This is a genomic window from Desulfogranum aggregans, assembly GCF_055398265.1.
Window position 1 is genome coordinate 1,092,881 of record NZ_AP042447.1, and the last position, 19,041, is coordinate 1,111,921.

23 protein-coding genes are annotated in these 19,041 nt (G+C 50.6%); 7 read left to right on the forward strand and 16 right to left on the reverse strand.

Annotated features, from left to right (window positions below; genetic code table 11):
* Nucleotides 1-49: 49 nt before the first annotated feature.
* A complete protein-coding gene (locus ACZ52Z_RS05040; RefSeq protein ID WP_464269661.1) occupies nt 50-547 on the reverse strand; it encodes a hypothetical protein in 498 nt (165 codons plus the stop codon).
* 295 nt (nt 548-842) lie between these two features.
* Between ACZ52Z_RS05040 and ACZ52Z_RS05045 the strand changes: the two genes are divergently transcribed.
* The 3 genes from ACZ52Z_RS05045 to ACZ52Z_RS05055 are packed head-to-tail and all read left to right on the forward strand — an operon-like array spanning nt 843 to nt 3,681.
* Nucleotides 843-1,676: a TatD family hydrolase gene (locus ACZ52Z_RS05045; RefSeq protein WP_464269662.1), complete on the forward strand. Its 834-nt coding sequence runs from the start codon at nt 843-845 to the stop codon at nt 1,674-1,676.
* Nucleotides 1,669-2,370 (forward strand): YggS family pyridoxal phosphate-dependent enzyme, encoded by a 702-nt coding sequence (locus tag ACZ52Z_RS05050; protein WP_464269663.1) that lies wholly within the window; start codon nt 1,669-1,671, stop codon nt 2,368-2,370. Before ACZ52Z_RS05045 ends, ACZ52Z_RS05050 begins: the two co-directional genes overlap by 8 nt.
* Complete coding sequence (locus ACZ52Z_RS05055; protein WP_464269664.1) at nt 2,371-3,681, forward strand: UDP-glucose dehydrogenase family protein; 1,311 nt, start codon at nt 2,371-2,373, stop codon at nt 3,679-3,681. It begins immediately after the preceding gene.
* A 157-nt stretch (nt 3,682-3,838) separates the two neighbouring features.
* Here ACZ52Z_RS05055 and ACZ52Z_RS05060 read toward each other — a convergent pair whose 3' ends face one another.
* Complete coding sequence (locus ACZ52Z_RS05060; RefSeq protein WP_464269665.1) at nt 3,839-4,087, reverse strand: PxxKW family cysteine-rich protein; 249 nt, start codon at nt 4,085-4,087, stop codon at nt 3,839-3,841.
* A gap of 191 nt (nt 4,088-4,278) precedes the next feature.
* Here ACZ52Z_RS05060 and ACZ52Z_RS05065 point away from each other — a divergent pair, with 191 nt between their 5' ends.
* Nucleotides 4,279-5,484, forward strand: coding sequence for a type II secretion system F family protein (locus tag ACZ52Z_RS05065; RefSeq protein ID WP_464269666.1), 1,206 nt, complete (start codon nt 4,279-4,281; stop codon nt 5,482-5,484).
* A gap of 57 nt (nt 5,485-5,541) precedes the next feature.
* On the opposite strand, the gene ACZ52Z_RS05070 is transcribed toward ACZ52Z_RS05065, so the two are convergent.
* A complete protein-coding gene (locus tag ACZ52Z_RS05070) occupies nt 5,542-5,685 on the reverse strand; it encodes a hypothetical protein (protein WP_464269667.1) in 144 nt (47 codons plus the stop codon).
* 34 nt (nt 5,686-5,719) lie between these two features.
* Between ACZ52Z_RS05070 and eno the strand changes: the two genes are divergently transcribed.
* The 3 genes from eno (at nt 5,720) to ACZ52Z_RS05085 (ending at nt 8,503) form a co-directional block, all read left to right on the forward strand.
* On the forward strand, nt 5,720-7,015 hold the full coding sequence (eno, locus tag ACZ52Z_RS05075; RefSeq protein WP_464269668.1) for a phosphopyruvate hydratase: 1,296 nt from the start codon (nt 5,720-5,722) through the stop codon (nt 7,013-7,015).
* A gap of 94 nt (nt 7,016-7,109) precedes the next feature.
* Nucleotides 7,110-7,397: an integration host factor subunit alpha gene (locus ACZ52Z_RS05080; protein ID WP_464269669.1), complete on the forward strand. Its 288-nt coding sequence runs from the start codon at nt 7,110-7,112 to the stop codon at nt 7,395-7,397.
* 101 nt (nt 7,398-7,498) lie between these two features.
* Nucleotides 7,499-8,503 (forward strand): ParB/RepB/Spo0J family partition protein, encoded by a 1,005-nt coding sequence (locus ACZ52Z_RS05085; protein ID WP_464269670.1) that lies wholly within the window; start codon nt 7,499-7,501, stop codon nt 8,501-8,503.
* On the opposite strand, the gene ribD is transcribed toward ACZ52Z_RS05085, so the two are convergent.
* The 13 genes from ribD to ACZ52Z_RS05150 form a co-directional block, all read right to left on the reverse strand.
* Nucleotides 8,447-9,553, reverse strand: a complete 1,107-nt coding sequence (gene ribD, locus ACZ52Z_RS05090) for a bifunctional diaminohydroxyphosphoribosylaminopyrimidine deaminase/5-amino-6-(5-phosphoribosylamino)uracil reductase RibD (RefSeq protein WP_464269671.1) — start codon at nt 9,551-9,553, stop codon at nt 8,447-8,449. The two genes, ACZ52Z_RS05085 and ribD, sit on opposite strands and share 57 nt — an antisense overlap.
* Nucleotides 9,554-9,588: 35 nt before the next feature.
* Nucleotides 9,589-10,056, reverse strand: a complete 468-nt coding sequence (gene nrdR, locus ACZ52Z_RS05095; RefSeq protein ID WP_464269672.1) for a transcriptional regulator NrdR — start codon at nt 10,054-10,056, stop codon at nt 9,589-9,591.
* A gap of 100 nt (nt 10,057-10,156) precedes the next feature.
* The gene (gene rpiB, locus ACZ52Z_RS05100; protein ID WP_464269673.1) at nt 10,157-10,582 is read right to left on the reverse strand and encodes a ribose 5-phosphate isomerase B; all 426 of its coding nucleotides are present in this window, start codon (nt 10,580-10,582) and stop codon (nt 10,157-10,159) included.
* A gap of 21 nt (nt 10,583-10,603) precedes the next feature.
* Entirely contained in the window at nt 10,604-11,845 is a 1,242-nt protein-coding gene (fabF, locus tag ACZ52Z_RS05105) for a beta-ketoacyl-ACP synthase II (RefSeq protein WP_464269674.1), read from the reverse strand.
* Between the two features lie 13 nt (nt 11,846-11,858).
* Nucleotides 11,859-12,092, reverse strand: a complete 234-nt coding sequence (gene acpP, locus ACZ52Z_RS05110) for an acyl carrier protein (protein WP_464269675.1) — start codon at nt 12,090-12,092, stop codon at nt 11,859-11,861.
* Nucleotides 12,093-12,176: 84 nt separating this feature from the next.
* On the reverse strand, nt 12,177-12,926 hold the full coding sequence (fabG, locus tag ACZ52Z_RS05115) for a 3-oxoacyl-ACP reductase FabG (RefSeq protein WP_464269676.1): 750 nt from the start codon (nt 12,924-12,926) through the stop codon (nt 12,177-12,179).
* A complete protein-coding gene (locus ACZ52Z_RS05120) occupies nt 12,916-14,112 on the reverse strand; it encodes an FAD-binding protein (protein ID WP_464269677.1) in 1,197 nt (398 codons plus the stop codon). Before ACZ52Z_RS05120 ends, fabG begins: the two co-directional genes overlap by 11 nt.
* A 49-nt stretch (nt 14,113-14,161) precedes the next feature.
* Complete coding sequence (locus tag ACZ52Z_RS05125) at nt 14,162-14,941, reverse strand: electron transfer flavoprotein subunit beta/FixA family protein (RefSeq protein ID WP_464269678.1); 780 nt, start codon at nt 14,939-14,941, stop codon at nt 14,162-14,164.
* A gap of 7 nt (nt 14,942-14,948) precedes the next feature.
* Entirely contained in the window at nt 14,949-16,100 is a 1,152-nt protein-coding gene (locus ACZ52Z_RS05130) for an acyl-CoA dehydrogenase family protein (RefSeq protein WP_464269679.1), read from the reverse strand.
* 18 nt (nt 16,101-16,118) lie between these two features.
* Nucleotides 16,119-17,096 carry a beta-ketoacyl-ACP synthase III gene (locus tag ACZ52Z_RS05135; protein WP_464269680.1) on the reverse strand — a complete coding sequence of 326 codons (978 nt, stop codon included), beginning with the start codon at nt 17,094-17,096 and terminating at the stop codon, nt 16,119-16,121.
* A gap of 13 nt (nt 17,097-17,109) precedes the next feature.
* Entirely contained in the window at nt 17,110-18,120 is a 1,011-nt protein-coding gene (plsX, locus tag ACZ52Z_RS05140; RefSeq protein WP_464269681.1) for a phosphate acyltransferase PlsX, read from the reverse strand.
* Between the two features lie 9 nt (nt 18,121-18,129).
* Nucleotides 18,130-18,318: a 50S ribosomal protein L32 gene (gene rpmF, locus ACZ52Z_RS05145; protein WP_464269682.1), complete on the reverse strand. Its 189-nt coding sequence runs from the start codon at nt 18,316-18,318 to the stop codon at nt 18,130-18,132.
* Between the two features lie 65 nt (nt 18,319-18,383).
* Nucleotides 18,384-18,908, reverse strand: coding sequence for a YceD family protein (locus ACZ52Z_RS05150; RefSeq protein WP_464269683.1), 525 nt, complete (start codon nt 18,906-18,908; stop codon nt 18,384-18,386).
* Between the last annotated feature and the right edge of the window lie 133 nt (nt 18,909-19,041).

The following is a 19,041-nucleotide window of genomic DNA, read 5'->3' on the forward strand; positions in this document are numbered from 1 at the left end:
AGTGGTACGGTACGATGCAACCGGATCGGCAGGGACAGTCCTGACGATGCTATTGGGTCACGGCCTCGCCAAAGGGATTGAGGGAGGAAGCTGCCGTTTCGTCTATAGTCACATAAAAGGTCAGCTTGGTTTTGGAAAGCGGTCCCCCTTCACTAATGACCATCATGCAGGTCTTGTTTGGTTTCACAAAGGCAAGCATGATATCCTTGGAAGAGGTTTCTCCAACCTGCTTCCATTTATTATCCTGCATGGATTCTACCATGTAGTCTCTCAAGGAAAGGACGGCCACCTTGCCGGTGTACACATACACACCACCCCTGAACGACTCAGTTTTGATCCCCATGGAACTTTTTCGGTCCCACTCAAGTTCGGTCGGTAAAACAATGTCCTGAATGTCGCCGGCAAACCCCGGAACCGGGGGAAGGGTATCCGGACTTTGCCCCTCTGTTGAGGTCACCGGAGCTTTGTTCGTAGCACAACCGGTCATTGAGAAAACAGACAACAGCCCTGCCATAAGCAAAATGCCAATAAGTAGACTTTTCTTCATTCAGTCAATTCCTCCGCTCAAAAGATGAAAATCGGGCCTGCCTCGCAATCGGGTCGAAGAGGCAAGCTGCCATGGGCAACGTAGTACATGAAAATATTTGGTTCTAAAAAAATAAGGTTTTAATGTCAATAAACATTCACTATGCTAAATAGGTCTTTTTTATTTGAGACCGCTCTGATATCGTAGCGCACGATCACCGCTACTGGTAATCCGGCACCCACTCCAGCACATTTTAACGCTTAAAGACGAACACAGCCTTCCTACGCCCAAGCCTCCAACTGTTGACACTTCATCGATGCAATCTTCCCCGACTACCGATAATGCCTTACCGGCAGACCTTGCCCTCATTGACACTCACTGCCATCTGGACATGAACGCCTATGCCCACGATTTGGACAACGTTCTTGCAGAAGCCGAAAAAAACGGTGTGCGAAGAATTGTCACTATCGGCATAGACCTTGCCAGCTCAATCGCCGCGGTTGAGTTGACGAAAAAATATGCCCAGGTGTATGCAACTGTAGGTGTTCACCCGCATGAAGCTGCTTCGGTCAGTACCGGCGTACTCGACAAACTGGCACAGCTTGCCGATTCTCCAAAAGTCGTCGGCTATGGAGAAATCGGCCTGGATTACGTCAAGAATTACGCTCCACGAAAAATCCAGCAACAGGCCTTTAGTGCTCAGTTGGATCTTGCCGTGCAGCTCAACCTACCGGTCATTATCCATGACCGAGAAGCACATGGTGACACCATGGGCCTGCTGGCGGCTCACGGGCCCTATCCGCGCAGGGGGATCATGCACTGCTTTTCCGGAGATGTTACTTTGGCACGTCAGGTAATAGAGATGGGATTCCTCATCTCCATCCCGGGTATCGTCACCTTTAAAAACGCCACAACGCTGCAAGAGGTCGTTCGTCAAACCAGCATCGAGCACCTGATACTGGAAACAGATGGACCCTTTCTCGCTCCGGTCCCTTTCCGCGGCAAACGCAATACCCCTGGAAAAATGCTTCACACTGCACGAATGATTGCAAAGCTGAAAAATATGCCGCTGGAATCGGTGGCAGAAATCACCACCGGCAATGCAGTTTCCCTTTTTCGCCTGCCGGACGAAGAGCAAACAAATGATTAAACAGAACCTTGAAGCGATACGGCAGCGGATTGATGCGTACGCACGTGCTTGCAACCGTGATCCGCATTCCATTGAACTGGTGGCTGTCTCCAAGCGAAAAGACAGTTCGCTTATCCGCCAGGCCTATGATAGCGGCCAACATATTTTTGGAGAAAATTACCTGCAGGAGGCTGCTGAAAAAATACCGCACCTGCCGGCAGAGGCCCGGTGGCACTTTATCGGCCACCTGCAGAGCAACAAAGCCAAACAGGCCGTTGCCCTCTTTGACGTGATTGAAACAGTCGACCGACTGAAATTGGCCACCCTGATCGACAAGCATGCCCGTGCGCTAGGCCGAAAGATTGGCATACTCCTGCAAGTAAATATCGGACGGGAACCTCAAAAAGCCGGAGTTCTGCCAGAAGATGCCGAATCCCTGCTGCGGGAGATCAACAGCTCCACCCAACTAGGTGTACTGGGGCTGATGGTAATCCCACCCTGGGCGCCCGACCCTGAAGCGAGTCGCCCTTTTTTCCAGGCGACCAGGGAACTCGCCTTGAACCTTGCTGCAAAGCAGCTTTTTTCAGACAATACCCGCGTTGCACTCTCCATGGGCATGTCGGCCGACTACCACATTGCCATTGAAGAGGGAGCGACACTCATTCGCATAGGAACAGCGCTCTTCGGTGCAAGAGACGCCAACAAGGAGAAGTAGATGAACATTACCATGATTGGGACAGGCTATGTCGGTTTAGTCACCGGCACCTGTTTTGCTGAATTCGGTCACACGGTAACCTGTGTAGACAATGTAGAAGAAAAAATCGAAAACCTCAAACAGGGAAAAATCCCCATTTATGAACCGGGGCTAGATACCCTTGTAAAGAAAAATGTCGAAGAGAAGCGCCTTCGTTTCACTACCGACCTGGCGACTGCAGTTCCTGAAGCTGACGCGGTTTTTCTTGCCGTAGGCACCCCCAGCTCCCGGCGAGGCGACGGCTATGCTGACCTTACCTATATCTACCAGGCCGCCAAAGACGTAGCCGCCCACCTCCAGGGCTATACGATTGTGGTTGATAAAAGTACGGTACCCGTCGGAACCGCCCGCCAGGTCAACCGTGTTATCCGGGAAGCAAACCCAACGGCCGACTTTGACGTTGCCTCCAATCCTGAATTCCTGCGAGAGGGCGCTGCCATTGCCGATTTTATGCGCCCAGACCGGGTTGTGATCGGCGTTGAAACCGAGCGCGCTGAAGAAACCCTGCGAGAAATTTACAAACCTCTCTATATTCGAGATACGCCGATTGTCAGTACCACCATCGAGACCGCCGAGCTGGCAAAATATGCTGCCAATGCCTTTCTCGCGGTGAAGATCAGCTTTATCAATGAAATTGCTAATGTCTGTGAAGCGGTCAATGCCAATGTTACCGATATCGCCAAAGCTATCGGCATGGACGGGCGGATCGGCAGTAAGTTCCTCCACCCGGGACCAGGTTATGGCGGCTCCTGCTTTCCCAAAGATACCCTGGCACTGATGCGTATCGTCCAGGAACATGGAGAAAACGTCAGGGTTGTTGAAGCGGCGGTTGAGGTCAATTCCGCGCAAAAAGCGAGGATGGTCAAAAAAATACGGGAAATGGTCGGCGGCTCAGAGGCAGGCAAGACCATAGCCGTACTCGGCCTTACCTTTAAACCGGAAACCGATGATATGCGCGATGCACCTGCCGCGACCATCCTTCCAGCTCTGCTGGAAAAGGGGGCCAGAATAAAAGCGCATGACCCGAAAGGGATGGAGGAGGCAAAGCAGTATCTGCCATCTGGTATTGAATATGTGGACAATGCCTATGCGGCTGCTGATAAGGCTGACTGCGTAGTCCTGATGACCGAGTGGAACCAGTACAGAGCTCTTGACCTGGAGAGAATAAAGGAAACTATGAACGCACCGGTATTTGTCGACCTGCGCAATGTCTATGAACCGGAAAAAATGCGGGAAATGGGCTTCCAGTACATTGGCGTAGGGAAAAAATAGTTTGTTCTCTCTCTTTCCCTAGTCTATAAAAAAAGGCCTTCTCGCAAAGAGAAGGCCTTTATACTTCTACATGGCTACATGGCGTAACGCCCTGCAAAAACCCTTTTCGACAGGAGTACTGCTTGCCAGCAATGCTCCTCAATGGTGCGGAGAGGTTTTATCCCCGACGTCGCGAAGCCCTCTTGGCGGCCTTCAGCGGGTTGATTCGAACCTTCACGACCTTTACTTCAGGTTTTGAGTGGGTTGCGAAATTACAGATGCCAAGGCGCCATTTTGCACCAGGATGAGCATATGTATTGCAAAATTTATTATCTTCCACCTCAACGATCCGCTCGCACCCTTCACACTGTTCAACAATCGGCTCAAACATGTCGCTGCTGAACTTGGCTGTATTATTTGTCTGCATATTGCCAACTCCTGAAAAAATATAAACTTTTTCTTGAACCAAGAAAAAAACTTACCTACAATATCATTAGATGTGACCTGTGGTCACCTATCCGACCGAAATTAGATTTTATAAAGGCAATTCCGCTTTCTGTCAACACCATAAGTTGATCAACCTTAAAAAATACCAAGATGTAGTCCGGAGAGCAATCAATGCCCATTTATGTTTGGAAAGGAACTAACAGTTACGGGGAGAAACGGAAAGGCGAGTTGGAGGCTCCCGACGAAAACTCAGCATTGGCACAACTCAGGCGCCTGCGTATCGATAATGTCAAAATTAAAGAAAAACCAAAGGACCTGCTGGAAAGCATCCCGATCTTTCAACCAAAGGTTACTGGAAAGGATGTTGTTATATTCACCAGGCAGCTCTCAACCATGATCGATGCCGGTCTTCCCCTGGTGCAATGCCTGCAGATTTTAGGAAAACAGCAAAGCAATACAACTTTTAAAAGAATTATCAATGAAATCCAGGTGGATGTGGAAACCGGTACCACACTGGCCGATTCCATGCGGAAGCACCCCAAGGTTTTTGACAATCTTTATTCCAACATGATTGAAGCCGGAGAGCTGGGCGGTATCCTGGACACCATCCTCTCCCGTCTCGCCGTCTTCAAGGAAAAGGCCATGGCCCTCCAGAAAAAAATCAAAGGGGCGATGACCTACCCTGCTATCTGTCTGGGTATTTCGCTGATCATCCTGGTGGTCATCCTGGTGTTTGTTGTACCGGTATTTGACAAGATGTTCCAGGAATTCGGCTCCGCCCTCCCGGCTCCGACCCAGATGGTTGTGAACATGAGTAATTTTTTCAAGAGTAACTTTTTCCTCATAGTCATTGTTGCTGTGGTCATAAGCTGGATTGTGAAACGGATTTACAATACGGAAAAAGGGCGCCTGAAGATTGACGCGCTCCTACTCAAGTCGCCGGTGATCGGCACCCTGCTTCGACGGGTCGCGGTCTCAAAATTCACCCGAACCCTCAGCACCATGCTCCAGAGCGGGGTACCCATTCTCGAAGCACTGCAGGTCGTAGGCCGGACATCAGGTAACAAGGTTATTGAACGAGCGGTTTTTCGTGTGGCTGACAGTATTGCCGAAGGACGCCCCATTGCCGAACCGCTTGAAGAGTCCGGAGTCTTTCCCAACATGGTGGTGCAGATGATCAATGTGGGTGAATCCGTAGGAGCACTTGACACCATGCTGGAGAAAATTGCTGATTTTTATGATGAGGAAGTGGATCAGGCGGTGGAAAACCTTACAGCAATGATCGAACCGTTTATGATGGTCTTTCTCGGCGGCATGATCGGTGGTCTGGTCGTGGCCATGTACCTGCCTATTTTCAAGATGGCCAGCGTTGTGTAATCAGGGGCATGGTGGAAGCCAACACATTGTACCTTCTCGTTTCTGCAAAGAGGTTTTTTACTGGTCAGCCCGAAAACCACCTGTTTTTCTTCGGGAAAGGGGGTATACAATCAACTCGCTGTTTGCCTGCACAGGAAACAGTTTTTTTACAGATACGGCGTTGACGCTATGATCGTAGCTTTCAAGTGCATTGGTGTTCATCGTCTGCTTATTTAACCATTTGGAGAATGCTTTCATGGGAGAGATTGTCGATATAGTCGCTCGGGAAATATTGGACTCACGAGGGAACCCAACAGTAGAGGTAGAAGTGTATTTAGCGACCGGCGCCGTCGGTCGCGCTGCAGTCCCATCCGGGGCCTCCACAGGAACACGGGAAGCATTGGAACTGCGAGATACCAAGAAAAAACGCTATGGCGGCAAAGGGGTACTGCAGGCGGTTCAGAATGTCAACTCCACCATCGCTCCGGCACTGCTGGGATATGAATCTTCCAACCAGGTGCTGATCGATTCGATTATGATTAATCAGGACAACACCGCCTACAAAAAGAAACTCGGAGCCAATGCCATACTGGGGGTAAGCCTGGCAGTCGCCAAGGCTACCGCCGCCGAACTGGAACTCCCCTTATACAACTATCTTGGCGGCGTTAATGCAAAAGTGCTCCCCGTACCAATGATGAATATTCTTAATGGTGGGGAACATGCAGACAACAACGTCGACATTCAGGAATTCATGATCCTCCCTGCGGGAGCGAAAAATTTCGCTCAGGCCCTGCGCATGGGCACGGAAACCTTTCACGCGCTGAAAGCCGTGCTGAAAAAGAAGGGATTGCAGACCGCTGTCGGCGATGAGGGAGGGTTTGCACCTAATCTTCGCTCCAACGAAGAGGCAATGGAAGTAATCCTGGAAGGGATCGTTCAGGCCGGGTACAAACCCGGCAAAGACATCTACATCGGCATTGACGCTGCAGCTAGTGAATTTTATAACGCTGACGAAAAAAAATATATCCTGGCAGCAGAAAAAAAGTCTAAAAAAACGTCTGAGCAGATGATCGAGTTCTATAGCAAGTGGGTAAAAAAATATCCGCTGATTTCCATTGAAGACGGCCTGGATGAATCCGATTGGGACGGCTGGAAACTGCTAACTCAAGAGCTTGGTGACCGCATCCAGCTGGTGGGTGATGACATTTTTGTAACCAACACGACCATTCTGAAAAAAGGAATTGACCTCGGGGTGTGCAATTCCATCCTGGTTAAACTCAACCAGATCGGTTCCCTGACCGAAACCATTGATGCAGTCGACATGGCGCATCGGGCATCCTACACGGCTGTCATCTCGCATCGATCCGGTGAAACGGAAGATGCCACCATCGCCGATCTGGCGGTTGCTCTCAATGCGGGACAAATCAAAACCGGCGCCCCTTCCCGAAGTGATCGCGTGGCCAAATACAACCAACTGCTGCGCATTGAGGAAGAGCTTGGGGATGCCGCCCAATTTGCTGGAATATCGGCTTTTCATTTTCTTGCAGATTGAGGATTGACAAGTACGGGTAGGCCTGCCTACTATATAAGAAGCACCTACAGATTAACTTAACTTATTGTATATTCGCTTCATTTGGGGGTGAAAAATGACATTAACCAAGGCCGATTTAGTACAGCAGGTATATAAGTCGCATCCGTCTCTGACAAAATCACAGTCCACAGCTTCGGTAGAGGCTTTTCTCAAGTTATCTAAATCATCACTCATTGGTGGCCAGGACCTTCTGTTGAGTGGGTTTGGCAAATTCAACATTAAAGATAAAAAGTCAAGACGAGGAAGAAACCCTCAGACCGGGAACGAACTCATTCTCGACGCACGCCGGGTTGTCACCTTTAAACCGTCGGGAATATTGCGCTCGCGAATTAATTCCGCGTAGTACTTTTTCTGGCGGTAACACCAGTTCGGCCATGGTTGATTATGGGGCATCACTCCTGATGCCCCATTTCTTTGTCTTTCCTATTGCTCCTACAGTACAGCGTGCATTCCACACTTGAATATACAGTTATAGCCACCGCAGATCTCGCTTTTCAGTCTTCACCACTGCAGCACCTGCTTGCCGATCCCATCGATGAGGCCCTCTGCCAATCGATTAAGGAATATGGGCTTATACAACCGTTGTTGGTACAGGCTGACAACAGTGGTCGCACCTGGATAGTGCTCTGCGGCACTAGACAATTGCGTGCTGCCAGGAAGGCGGGAATCTCGCAACTCCCCTGTATGGTTCTGGATGCGAATGCGCTGCCATGGCAGAAATATGCACTCATCGCCCTCCATGCTCATCAGGGAAGCATTGTTGCCAGTCCAGTTGAGGACGCCTTGCTGATAGCCGAAGCCCAACAAACCCTGCCTGAAACCGAACAGTTTTCTTTATTGAAATTATTGGGCTACAAACCCAATCGACATCAGCTCAATGACCTGCTTGCTCTGCTGGATATGGACGATACCGCCATCGAGGCACTGCATGCAGGGCTGATATCAGTCAAAACAGCGAAAAAAATCCGTCTCCTTTCTCATCCCGACCAGGCAACCCTGATCGATGTCATCACCACCTTTCACTTTGGCGGATCCAAGCAGCAGCAGTGCGTGCAAATGGTGGTTGAGTTGAGTCGACGCAGAGGTTGTTCCACTCAGGAAGTCATCGACAGTGTAAAAACGGAAAAGAGCAGGGATGCCAAAAATATCCCCCAGCAAGGAAACAAGCTGCTAGAACGACTGCAACAGGAGTATGCACCAGCCTACTCCGCTGCTGAAAAATCTTTTCAAGAATTTGTCAACTCACTCAACCTGCCTGAACATTTTCAACTGCGTCATAGCCCGGCGTTTGAAAAGGATAGCTGTGAGTTGATCATTACCTTTGCCAACACCTCGGCACTCCAAGCCTCTATCAAGGACCTGCAGAGGAGAATCCCTGCACCGAATTACCCCTCAAGGAAGCCGACGAATTCCATGAAAAAGGAAATCTCCTCCCACCCGGTCGATTGACCATTCTGCAAAAAAATCCTCCACACGCTCGTCTACTGAAAAGCCAGTGAGCAAGGGGGTGCCGGCATCACCAATAAAAAAGGGTGCGTAGAAAAGAAAGACCTCATCAACCATGTTGGTCTGGAGCATTGCCCCGTGAATAGTTGCCCCGCCCTCCACCAGCACAGAGGTTATGCCTGAGCGGCCCAGATGATTAAGCACAGCCTCAATCTCCACTCGTTCATTTCCCTCTTCCCCCACAGGAATGACTCTGACGCCCTGTTGCGCAAGCACTCGCCTTTTGTTGTCAGCAACGCCGTGACAACAATATACCCAGGTTTCTGCCGCTGACTGTTGGTGAACGACCGTAGCCCTATCGGATATGCGCAGCGTGGAATCCAGGATCACTCTTAGGGGGTCTCTCCCATCCGCGCCGGCTCGACGCGTTGTCAGGCTCGGGTCATCAACTACGACCGTATCGATACCGACCAGGATCGCATCATAACGGTCGCGTAGGCAATGAACCCTCACTTGAGCATCATCCCCGGTTACTTTGCCGCCACTTCCTGCCTTGTAGGAAATACGTCCGTCAAGGCTTAGCCCTGCCTTCATCACCACCCAGGGGAGACCGGAAACAACATGTTTAAGGAAGGGATAATTCAACGCCCTGCACTCTCTTTCCAATACCCCGCAGGACACCTCAATGCCGGCTTCACGAAGCCTGTCTATCCCATTGCCGGCCACATTCGGATTGGGGTCCTGCATACCGATAACGACCCTGCCTATAGCACCGCTGTGCACAATTGCTTCCGTACATGGCGGTGTTTTTCCGGTGTGATTGCACGGTTCCAGGGTCACATACATGGTGGCGCCTGTAACCTTTTCCGTCATGGCCTGCAGGGCGTTGACCTCTGCATGGGGAGAACCAGCGCGCCGGTGATAGCCCCTGCTGACAATGGCTCCATTGCTGACAATCACAGCACCGACAGCGGGGTTGGGGGCAGTCCTTCCCCACCCTCTTTTTGCTTCCTCAATGGCATGAGCCATAAAAAAGGTATCTTTCTCCTGCATGGCAAACCTCTTGGCAAGAAATCCAAAAAAGCAGATCAGTCCTGTTCCCTGCTGTTTCCAAGAAAATGTTTCAACTCTTCCATAAACTCGTTCACATCCTTGAATTGCCGATATACCGAAGCAAAGCGGACATAGGCGACTTCGTCTAACGCAGGCAGGGCTTCCATCACCCACTCACCGATCTGGCTGGTTGGCACTTCTTTACCTCCTGCGTCCTGGAGCCGAAGTTCAATGGCATCAACAAAGACGTCGATATCCGTCATACTGACAGGCAGCTTTTCACACGCTTTTTCCAGCCCGGCAACAATTTTTCCCCGATTCCAGGGTTCGCGTCTCCCGTCCTTTTTCACGAGCATAGGCAACATGAGTTCTATACGCTCATAGGTTGTAAACCGTTGTTCACAGGAAAGACAGGCCCTTCTTCTCCGGATGATGGTCTTATCCTTGTTGACCCGCGAATCAATAACTCTGTTTTCCAAATGACCACAATAGGGACATTTCATGGTACCCTCATCAGTAAGCTGGAACGAAAAAACCGGTAGCTTGATAAAGCATACCGGTTGGAGGAATCAAAAACGATGAAATGCGGACAACCGCTCAGGACTACTCCAGCATTTCTACACGACGCAGGTGACGTCCACCGCTAAAAGGGGTCTTGATCCATATGTCTACAATATCAAGCGCAAGGGACATCCCCGTCACTCTGCCGCCCAAACAGAGAACATTCGCATCATTATGCTCCCGGCTCATACGTGCGGAAAAGGGATCAGTGCACAATGCCGCACGGATTCCAGGAAGACGATTGGCGGCGATGGACATGCCGATACCTGTTCCACAGACCAAAATTCCTTTCTCGGCATCACCACTATCGACGGCTCTGCAAACTGCTTTGGCAAAATCGGGGTAATCTACGGACTCGGTCGAATAACAGCCAGCATCGATCAATTGAAGGCCGTTGTCCATGAGGTGAGTCATGATTTCCTGTTTGAGCTCATACCCACCGTGGTCGCAGCCAATGATAATTTTCACAGCGTTCTCCCCGGCTTGTGATCAGCCTGTAAAGGCCTTCATGGCGACAACGCCATTGGTTCCGCCAAAACCAAAGGAATTGGAAAGAGCGATCTGCGGTTTGGCCTCACGAGCAGTCAAAGGCACATAGTCAAGATCACATTCTGGCGAAGGCTCATGCAGATTTATGGTTGGCGGGATAATACCGGTATGCAGCGTCAACGCTGTGAACACCGACTCTACTCCCCCGGCACCGCCAAGCATGTGGCCAGTCATGGATTTGGTCGAACTGATAGCCAATTTATAGGCGTGTTCTTGAAAAACAGTTTTGATGGCCAGGGTTTCACACCGATCATTCAATGGAGTGGATGTTCCGTGAGCATTGATGTAATCAATGTCCTGAGGGCGCAGGCCAGCGTCTCTGAGCGCCATGGCCATGCAACGGGCAGCCCCTTCACCATCTTCGGGTGGTGCTGCAATATGGTAGGCATCACTGGTCTGCCCATAGCCAATAATCTCGGCATAGATTCGTGCACCGCGGCGAATGGCAGACTCCATGTCCTCAAGCATCAACATGCCAGCCCCCTCAGAGATGATAAAACCGTCTCGATCCTTATCAAAAGGACGGGAGGCAGCGGCTGGATCATCATTTCGCGTTGACAGAGCTTTCATCGCACTGAATCCGCCAACTGCGAGCGGGCAGATAACCGATTCCGCACCTCCGGTTATTGCAGCATCACAGTCACCATAGGCTATGTGGCGAAAGGCCTCGCCAACGGCATGAGTACCGGCGGCGCAAGCTGTAGTCTGCGTCAGATTCGGTCCCTTACTCCCGAGCCGCATGGAAATATGACCAGAGGGCATATTGGGTATAACCCTCGGGATAAAAAACGGGGTGATTTTGCGTGGTCCGCGATCAAGCAATACCTGATGGTACTGTTCAATGGTGGGCAAGCCCCCCATGCCGCAACCGGTAATCACCCCGATTTTTTCACAATTTTCGTCGGTAATAGAAAGGCCGCTGTCCTTCCAGGCCATCTCCGCAGCAGCTACGGCGTATTGAACAAACAGATCAAGATTCTTGACCTGTTTTTTCTCAAACCATTTCTCTGCTTGAAAATCCGTCACTTCCGCAGCAATCTGCGATGCTTGATCGCTCGCATCAAAACGGGTAATGGGACCAATACCTCCTTTCCCATTAATCAGTGACTCCCAGGTTTTTTCAGTACCTGTTCCGAGCGGGGTGACGAGACCAACACCTGTAACAACGACCCTTCTTTTCACTACCTTGTCCTTCCTAGCTTTGAATCTTTGCTACAAAATCAATAGCATTTTGTACGGTGACGATCTTCTCTGCTTCTTCATCAGGAATTTCTACATCAAATTCTTCTTCCATGGCCATGATCAACTCAACCAGATCAAGGGAATCGGCGCCAAGATCATCAACAAAGGATGCACCGGGCACAACCTTTTCCTTGTCAACGCTTAACTGTTCAACAATGATATCAATCATTTTTGCTTCAACTGCCATTGTATTCTCCTAAATGAAATTTTCTTGTAGTATAAATTTAAAACAAATAGTAACTGTTTACGCAGAGTCAATAGCGGGCAGTCACTAATTACCCATATACATGCCGCCGTTAACATGAAGCGTTTGGCCGGTAAAGTAATCGCCTCCTTGGGATACAAGAAAGACAACGGCTGCAGCGACATCTTCCGGTTGGCCAAGACGGCCGAGCGGAATCTGCGCCTTTATGGCATCCTGCACTTCACTTTCCAAGTCGTCAGTCATATCGGTTACAATGTATCCGGGTGCCACACAATTCACAGTTACATTTCGTGCAGCCAGTTCCCTGGCCATGGACTTGGTCAACCCGATAAGCCCGGCTTTAGCCGCACCATAGTTGACCTGACCGCCATTGCCAAGAAATCCTATAACAGAGCTGATGTTGACAATTCGCCCCCATCTTTTTTTCATCATGGGCCGCATGGCGGCCTTACTGCAATGAAAGGCCCCTTTCAGATTGGTGTCGAGTACGTCGTCCCAATCCGACGCCTTCATTCGCGCCATCAACCCGTCTCGCGTGATACCGGCATTATTCACCAGTACGTCGAGACTACCATAGTCGTCGATCAACGCTTTTATACTTGATTGAGCAGCCGCCGCATCCGCCACATTGAAACCGGTTATGAATCCCTGTCCACCTGCTTCGGTAACTCGTGCAAGGGTCTCTTCAGCTGCAGCGGGATTGGCAACATAGTTGATACCAACAGTAGCTCCCTGGCGAGCAAGTTCGATGCATATGGCACGCCCGATGCCTCGACTCCCGCCGGTGACAAGGGCTATTTTCCCTTTAAGACTCACTTTTCACCTCCCGAATGCGTTGAATGAGCGCTGGTAGGACTTCATAGAGATCGCCGACAATACCATAAGTGGCAAAATCAAAAATCGGTGCTTTCTCGTCGCGGTTGATGGCAACCACGATATCTGAAGACTGCATCCCGACGGCGTGCTGTACCGCCCCGGAAATACCGCAGGCGATATACACTTTGGGATTTACCGTTTTTCCGGTCTGGCCCACCTGGTGCGGATACGGAATCCATCCTGAATCAACGGCTGCTCGACTGGCTGCGACAGCACCGCCAAGTTCCTCAGCCAATTCTCTTATCAGTTCAAACCCTTTTGCGGAATCAAGCCCCCTCCCGCCGGCAACGAGGGTTTCCACCTCCTGGATATTAGCCTGTTCGTCCTTGCTGACAACAGTCTCAATAACCTCAATTGTGGAAACACGGGCAGCCTGTGGGATTTCTACCCGTTCAACCGTACCGGTCCGGCCGGTATCAGGCTCCAGCGCAGCCATGACTTTCGGCCGCACCGTTGCCATTTGCGGTCGAGTATCGGGGCATTCGATAGTCGCCATGATATTTCCGCCGAATGCAGGTCGGGTCTGCAGAAGCATACCGTCACTTTCTCTGATCTCAAGACGGGTGCAATCGGCAGTTAGGCCGGCATCGATCAGGGTGGCGACAAAAGGTATGACCGAGCGGCCTATGGCTGTTGCTCCGGCGAGGACGATTTCCGGTTTAACCTTGCGAATGACCTCTTCAAGGACGTACCCGTACACATCTTCACGGAATTCTTCGAGGGACGCATCTTCGGCAAGCAAAACCCTGTCAGCACCGCCGGCAATGAGTGAATCCGTGCTGGCTTCAATATCTTTTCCCAGGACGATCACGCTTAGTTCTACGCCGCGGGCATCGGCGAGCTTACGGCCAATACCGAGCAATTCATAGGTGACAGGAGCGATGGTTCCATGACGAAACTCGCCAAACACCATTACGCCTGACCACTGGGCAAAATCGGCTTGCACCTTTTTGTCCGCAACCTCGATGGAAAGCGCCTCAACTTCACAATTCTCAACGCATGCCCCGCAGAGGGTGCAATTTTCATCGACAACCACACAGTCGTCTTCAACATGGATTGCGTTGAACGGACAGGTTGACTCACAGATTCCGCAAACTATGCATTTATCGCAGTCTATCTTCAGCATGGGATTGTAATGGGTATAAGTAAAGACCGGAATCGGTCAGATTGCGATGCTAGAAATGAGCCTTTAATCGCTGCACCAGCTGATCCACTTGTTCGTCAACCGTACCAGAGAAAATGGTACGATCCCCCCGGGCTTCAGGTGAAAAAACGCGGACAACTTTGGTAGGTGAACCAGCCAGACCTATATTTTCGGGCTCGGCATGAATGGCCTCGGCCGAGAGGGTGGTGATCCCTGCTTTTTTCGCCTTCATTTTTCCCTTGAGCGACGCTACACGGGGCTCATTGATATCCTTGACAACTGTTAACAGGGCTGGCAAGGGTACTTTGACCACGTCAAATCCGTCATCCATCATGCGTTCAACGGTAATGGATTCTGTTGACGACTCACGAGTTTTCTGCACACAGGTAACAAATGGGACACCAAGCCTGCAGGCAATGCCCGGCCCTACCTGCGCGGTATCGCCATCAATAGCTTGTTTGCCGCACAGGACAAGGTCTACATCTCCGAGAGTGGCGATAGCCTTGGCCAAAGTATAGGCGGTTGCCCAGGTATCAGCACCGGCAAAAGCACGGTCGGAAACGAGTACAGCGTTATCTGCTCCGCAGGCAATTGCCTCACGCAGCATTTCTTCGGCCTGCGGGGGGCCCATGGTGATGACATGCACACTGCCGCCATGTTGCTCCTTGATAGCAACGGCCTCTTCGAGTGCATGCCGATCGTACGGGTTCATTATCGATTCGATCCCCTCCCTTGCCAGGGTATTGGTCTCGGGATCGAGTCGGACATCCTTGGCGTCAGGGACCTGCTTGATACAGACTACTATGTTCATGAGCTTACTATGCGGAATATTCTTTGTTCAGTTCCTGGCCTACCACATTACGCTGAATCTGGTTGGTCCCCTCGTAAATCTGGAGGATTTTAGCGTCACGCATCATCTTCTCCACCGGATACTCCTTCATATACCCGTATCCACCGAGTACCTGAACCGCATCTGTGGTCACCTTCATTGCCATGTCGGTTGCAAAGACCTTGCACATGGAGGAAGCTTTGGACATATCTTTGGGATTACTGTCAATATGGCGGGCAGCTGCATATACAAGCGCGCGAGCGGCCTCCAGTTGGATGGCCATGTCAGCGAGGATATGCTGCACAGCCTGAAAAGAAACGATTGGTTTACCGAACTGCACCCGCTGCTTGGCATACACTACAGCTTCATCAAGAGCTGCCTGTGCAAGCCCTACGCCAAGAGCAGCGATACCTGGTCTGGAAATATCCAGCGTCTTCATGACAGTGATGAAACCAGTGCCCTTCCTGCCCACAAGACGATCCTTGGGTATCCTGCAATCCTTGAGGATCAGCTCCCTGGTTGCGGAAGAGCGAATCCCCATTTTATCTTCCTTTTTCCCGTAAGAAAACCCGGGATCTCCGTCTTCCACAACAAAGATGGAAGCACCTCGAGCACCTTTTCCAGGATCTGTCAGCGCAATAATGGTATAGATTTCGGCTTCTCCGCCATTGGTAATCCATTGTTTGGTGCCATTGAGTACCCACTCGTCACCGTCAAGCACTGCCGTTGTCTGGATACCGGAGGCATCACTCCCAGCATTAGCCTCGGTCAGGCCAAAAGCGGCATAGCGTTCCCCAGTGGCTATGGAGGGAAGGTACTTTTGCTTGAGTTCTTCACTTCCGGATATGAGTACAGGAAAAATACCCAGCGCACTGGCGGCAAAACTAGTGGCGACCCCGACACATCCCCTGGCCAGCTCTTCCATAGCCAAGGCAATATCAAAACATCCGCCGCCAAATCCGCCATATTCTTCAGGAACAAAGATGCTGAACAGATCAGCTTTGGCTATATCCTTTAGAATCTCGCGAGGAAATTCATTTTTTTCGTCAAGTTCAGCACGAACAGGGATTATTTTCTCGTTGGTAATTTCCCTGGCGGTATCAACGATCATCTGTTGTTCTTCAGTTAAAAAATACTCCACGAGTTTCTCCTTGATATGTTACCAGCGCATAAGTAATGATGCCCACGTCAAGCCGGCACCAAAAGTACACAGCAGGACAACGTCATCTTGTTTGATCCGTCCCTGCCTGTTGGCTTCGTCCAGTGCTATAGGAATGCTGGCGGCAGAGGTGTTACCATATTTTTCTACATTGATAAATATTCGTTCATCAGCAATCCCCAATCTGCTCTGCAATTTGTTCAGAATACGGATATTCGCCTGATGAGGAATAAGCAGATCGACGTCATCGATGGTCAGCTGATTTTGTCGCAGGACTTCGTCAACAACATCATTCATTGCACGAACGGCATGTTTGAAAATATCGCTGCCGTTCATTCGTATCAATGCTCCCTCCCAGTCCTCTGGCTGCAGGTTTGTATTCTGGCTTTCCGGACCGTCCATATGCAGCAGGTGCCACAGGTTGCCGTCGGAATGCAGCTTACTGCCGAATATACCCCGGCCGTTGGTATCCCCGCCAAGTACGGCCGCACCTGCCCCGTCGCCGAAGAGCACACAGGTATTTCTGTCGTTCCAGTCCACTCGGGTTGACAGTGTCTCCGACCCAATAACAAGCACCTTCATTTGCGGGTTGCTCTGGATATATTTACTTGCCAGATCGACTCCATAGGTGAACCCTGTGCAAGCGGCGTTGATATCATAGGCAAAGGCATTGACCGCTCCGATTTCTGCCTGAACAAAACAGGCCGTAGAAGGCATTATCTTCTGCGGAGACAGAGTGGCAACGACAATCATATCGAGATCCGAGGCGTCAACCCCGGCCATGGCGAGGGCTCGTTCACCGGCTTTAGCGGCGATTCGATAATTTTCTTCTCCCTTGCCGGATATTCTTCGTGTTTTTATACCCGTTCTGGTGGTAATCCATTCATCAGAGGTATCCACCATCTGCTCAAGCTCTGTATTGCTCAGTTGCTTTTCCGGCAGACAGGATCCCGTGCCCAGTATTACAGCTCTATTCATTCTTGTGCCTCAGTCAGACCTTGGAGCTGCCAAGTGCCTGTACGATTACATCATTGACTCGGTGGCCCACCATTTCGGAAGCAACCTTGATTGCGTTTCTGATGGCTGTGGCATTGGAAGAACCATGACAGATGATTCCGGTCCCATTGATACCGAGCAGGGGTGCGCCGCCGTATTCGGCATAATCCACCTGTTTTTTAAAGGCTGCGAACGCTTTGCGGATAAGCAGGTAGCCTATTTTTGCTCGCAGGGTCCTCATAATTTCTTTTTTCAGCATCTGCATGGCTGCATCTGCGAGCCCTTCACTGATCTTCAGCGAAATATTCCCCACAAAGCCGTCGCACACGATAACATCAACATCCCCTTTGTAGACATCCCGGCCTTCAACATTGCCGACAAAGTTCAAAGGCCCATGCTGCAGCAGTTCGTAGGTTTCCTTGACAAGAGCATTGCCTTTACCGGTTTCTTCACCGATACTGAGCAGGCCCACTCTCGGGGAGTGAATATCAAGCAATAAACTGGAACAGGATGAGGCCATGACGGCAAACTGGTAGAGATGCTGAGGACGGCAATCCACATTAGCCCCGATATCCATCAACATGACCGGCCGTTGCAACGTTGGGAAAAAACTGGCAATTCCTGGCCGGGATACTCCCCTGAGCCTGCCGAGTTTACGTACTCCTGCAGCAAGTGTTGCCCCGGAATTGCCAGCCGATACTACCGCATCAGCCTCGCCTGATCTGACCAGATCAAAGGCGACCATCACACTGGCATCTTTTTTCTTTCGGACAGCATCAACAGGCGATTCATCCATACCGATGACACTGGGGGCATGGATAACCGACAACTTGTCGGCGGCGTCGCTGTTTTTGCCTGCCACCTTTTCGATTTCCTGCTGCAGGTAGTCTTCTGCACCTACCAGGACAACCTTCAGGCCTTGGTGCTCCTTGGTGGCTGCAATTGCTCCTTGAATGAGCATTTCCGGACCATGGTCGCCTCCCATGGCATCAAGGGCTATACGCACAAATATCGCCTAGTTGAGTTCATCCTCTAACTGAATAATTTGCTTCCCTTTGTACACCCCGCAGCCACCACAGAGCTGGTGGAGCATTTTTGGTTCTCCACACTCAGGGCAGGTGCTGACAGAAGGACGATTCAGTCCATCATGTGCTCTTCGTTGACGGGTACGGGATCGAGAATGTCTTCTTTTCGGTAAGGCCATGGTTATTCTCCTTAAACAATATACACTATTTTTTTCAGCTGAAGGCTGGAGCCGACAGCTGAATATCACTTGTTTTTTTTAAGGCGGGAAAGCACCGCAAACGGCGAGTCGGCAAACTCTCGCTTACAATCGCACGGGGTACTATTATTCAAGGACGCACCGCACTGACTGCATATCCCTTTACATCGCGGGGAGCAGAGTTTCTTCAGCGGCAACGCCAGCAACAGCTGTTGACGCAACACATCATCCACATCAATGACTGGTTCGTCCAGAATGACCGTATCCATTTCCTGAGCGGTACATTCCATCTCCTTCACCTGCCACCTGTCGTTGTCGCCCGCCTCAAATAGTATCTGAAAAGACAGATCAATGGGATAGGGAAACGCATTGAGGCAGCGGTCACACTCGACAACCGGTGTGGCCTGCAGAGTGCCCTGCATTTCCACTTGAAAATCATTCTTCTTTTTCAGCAGCAGATGAACGTGGCTCTCCCCCTGAAAAGATCGGATTTCCGGCTGTTGTAAACCCTTAATTTCTTGTAGTTCAAACTGATTTCCATGGGGCGAAATCTCGTTGAAGCGAAGGCGCATGATACACTACCCCGTGGCAACAAAGGTATTTTTCGTCAAAACCGATTTATATACACGAAAAACGACGAGAAAGCTAACGAAAAATAAGGAAAAGTGATGTACTTCCTTTGGTGGCAACGTCCCTACTCGGCTG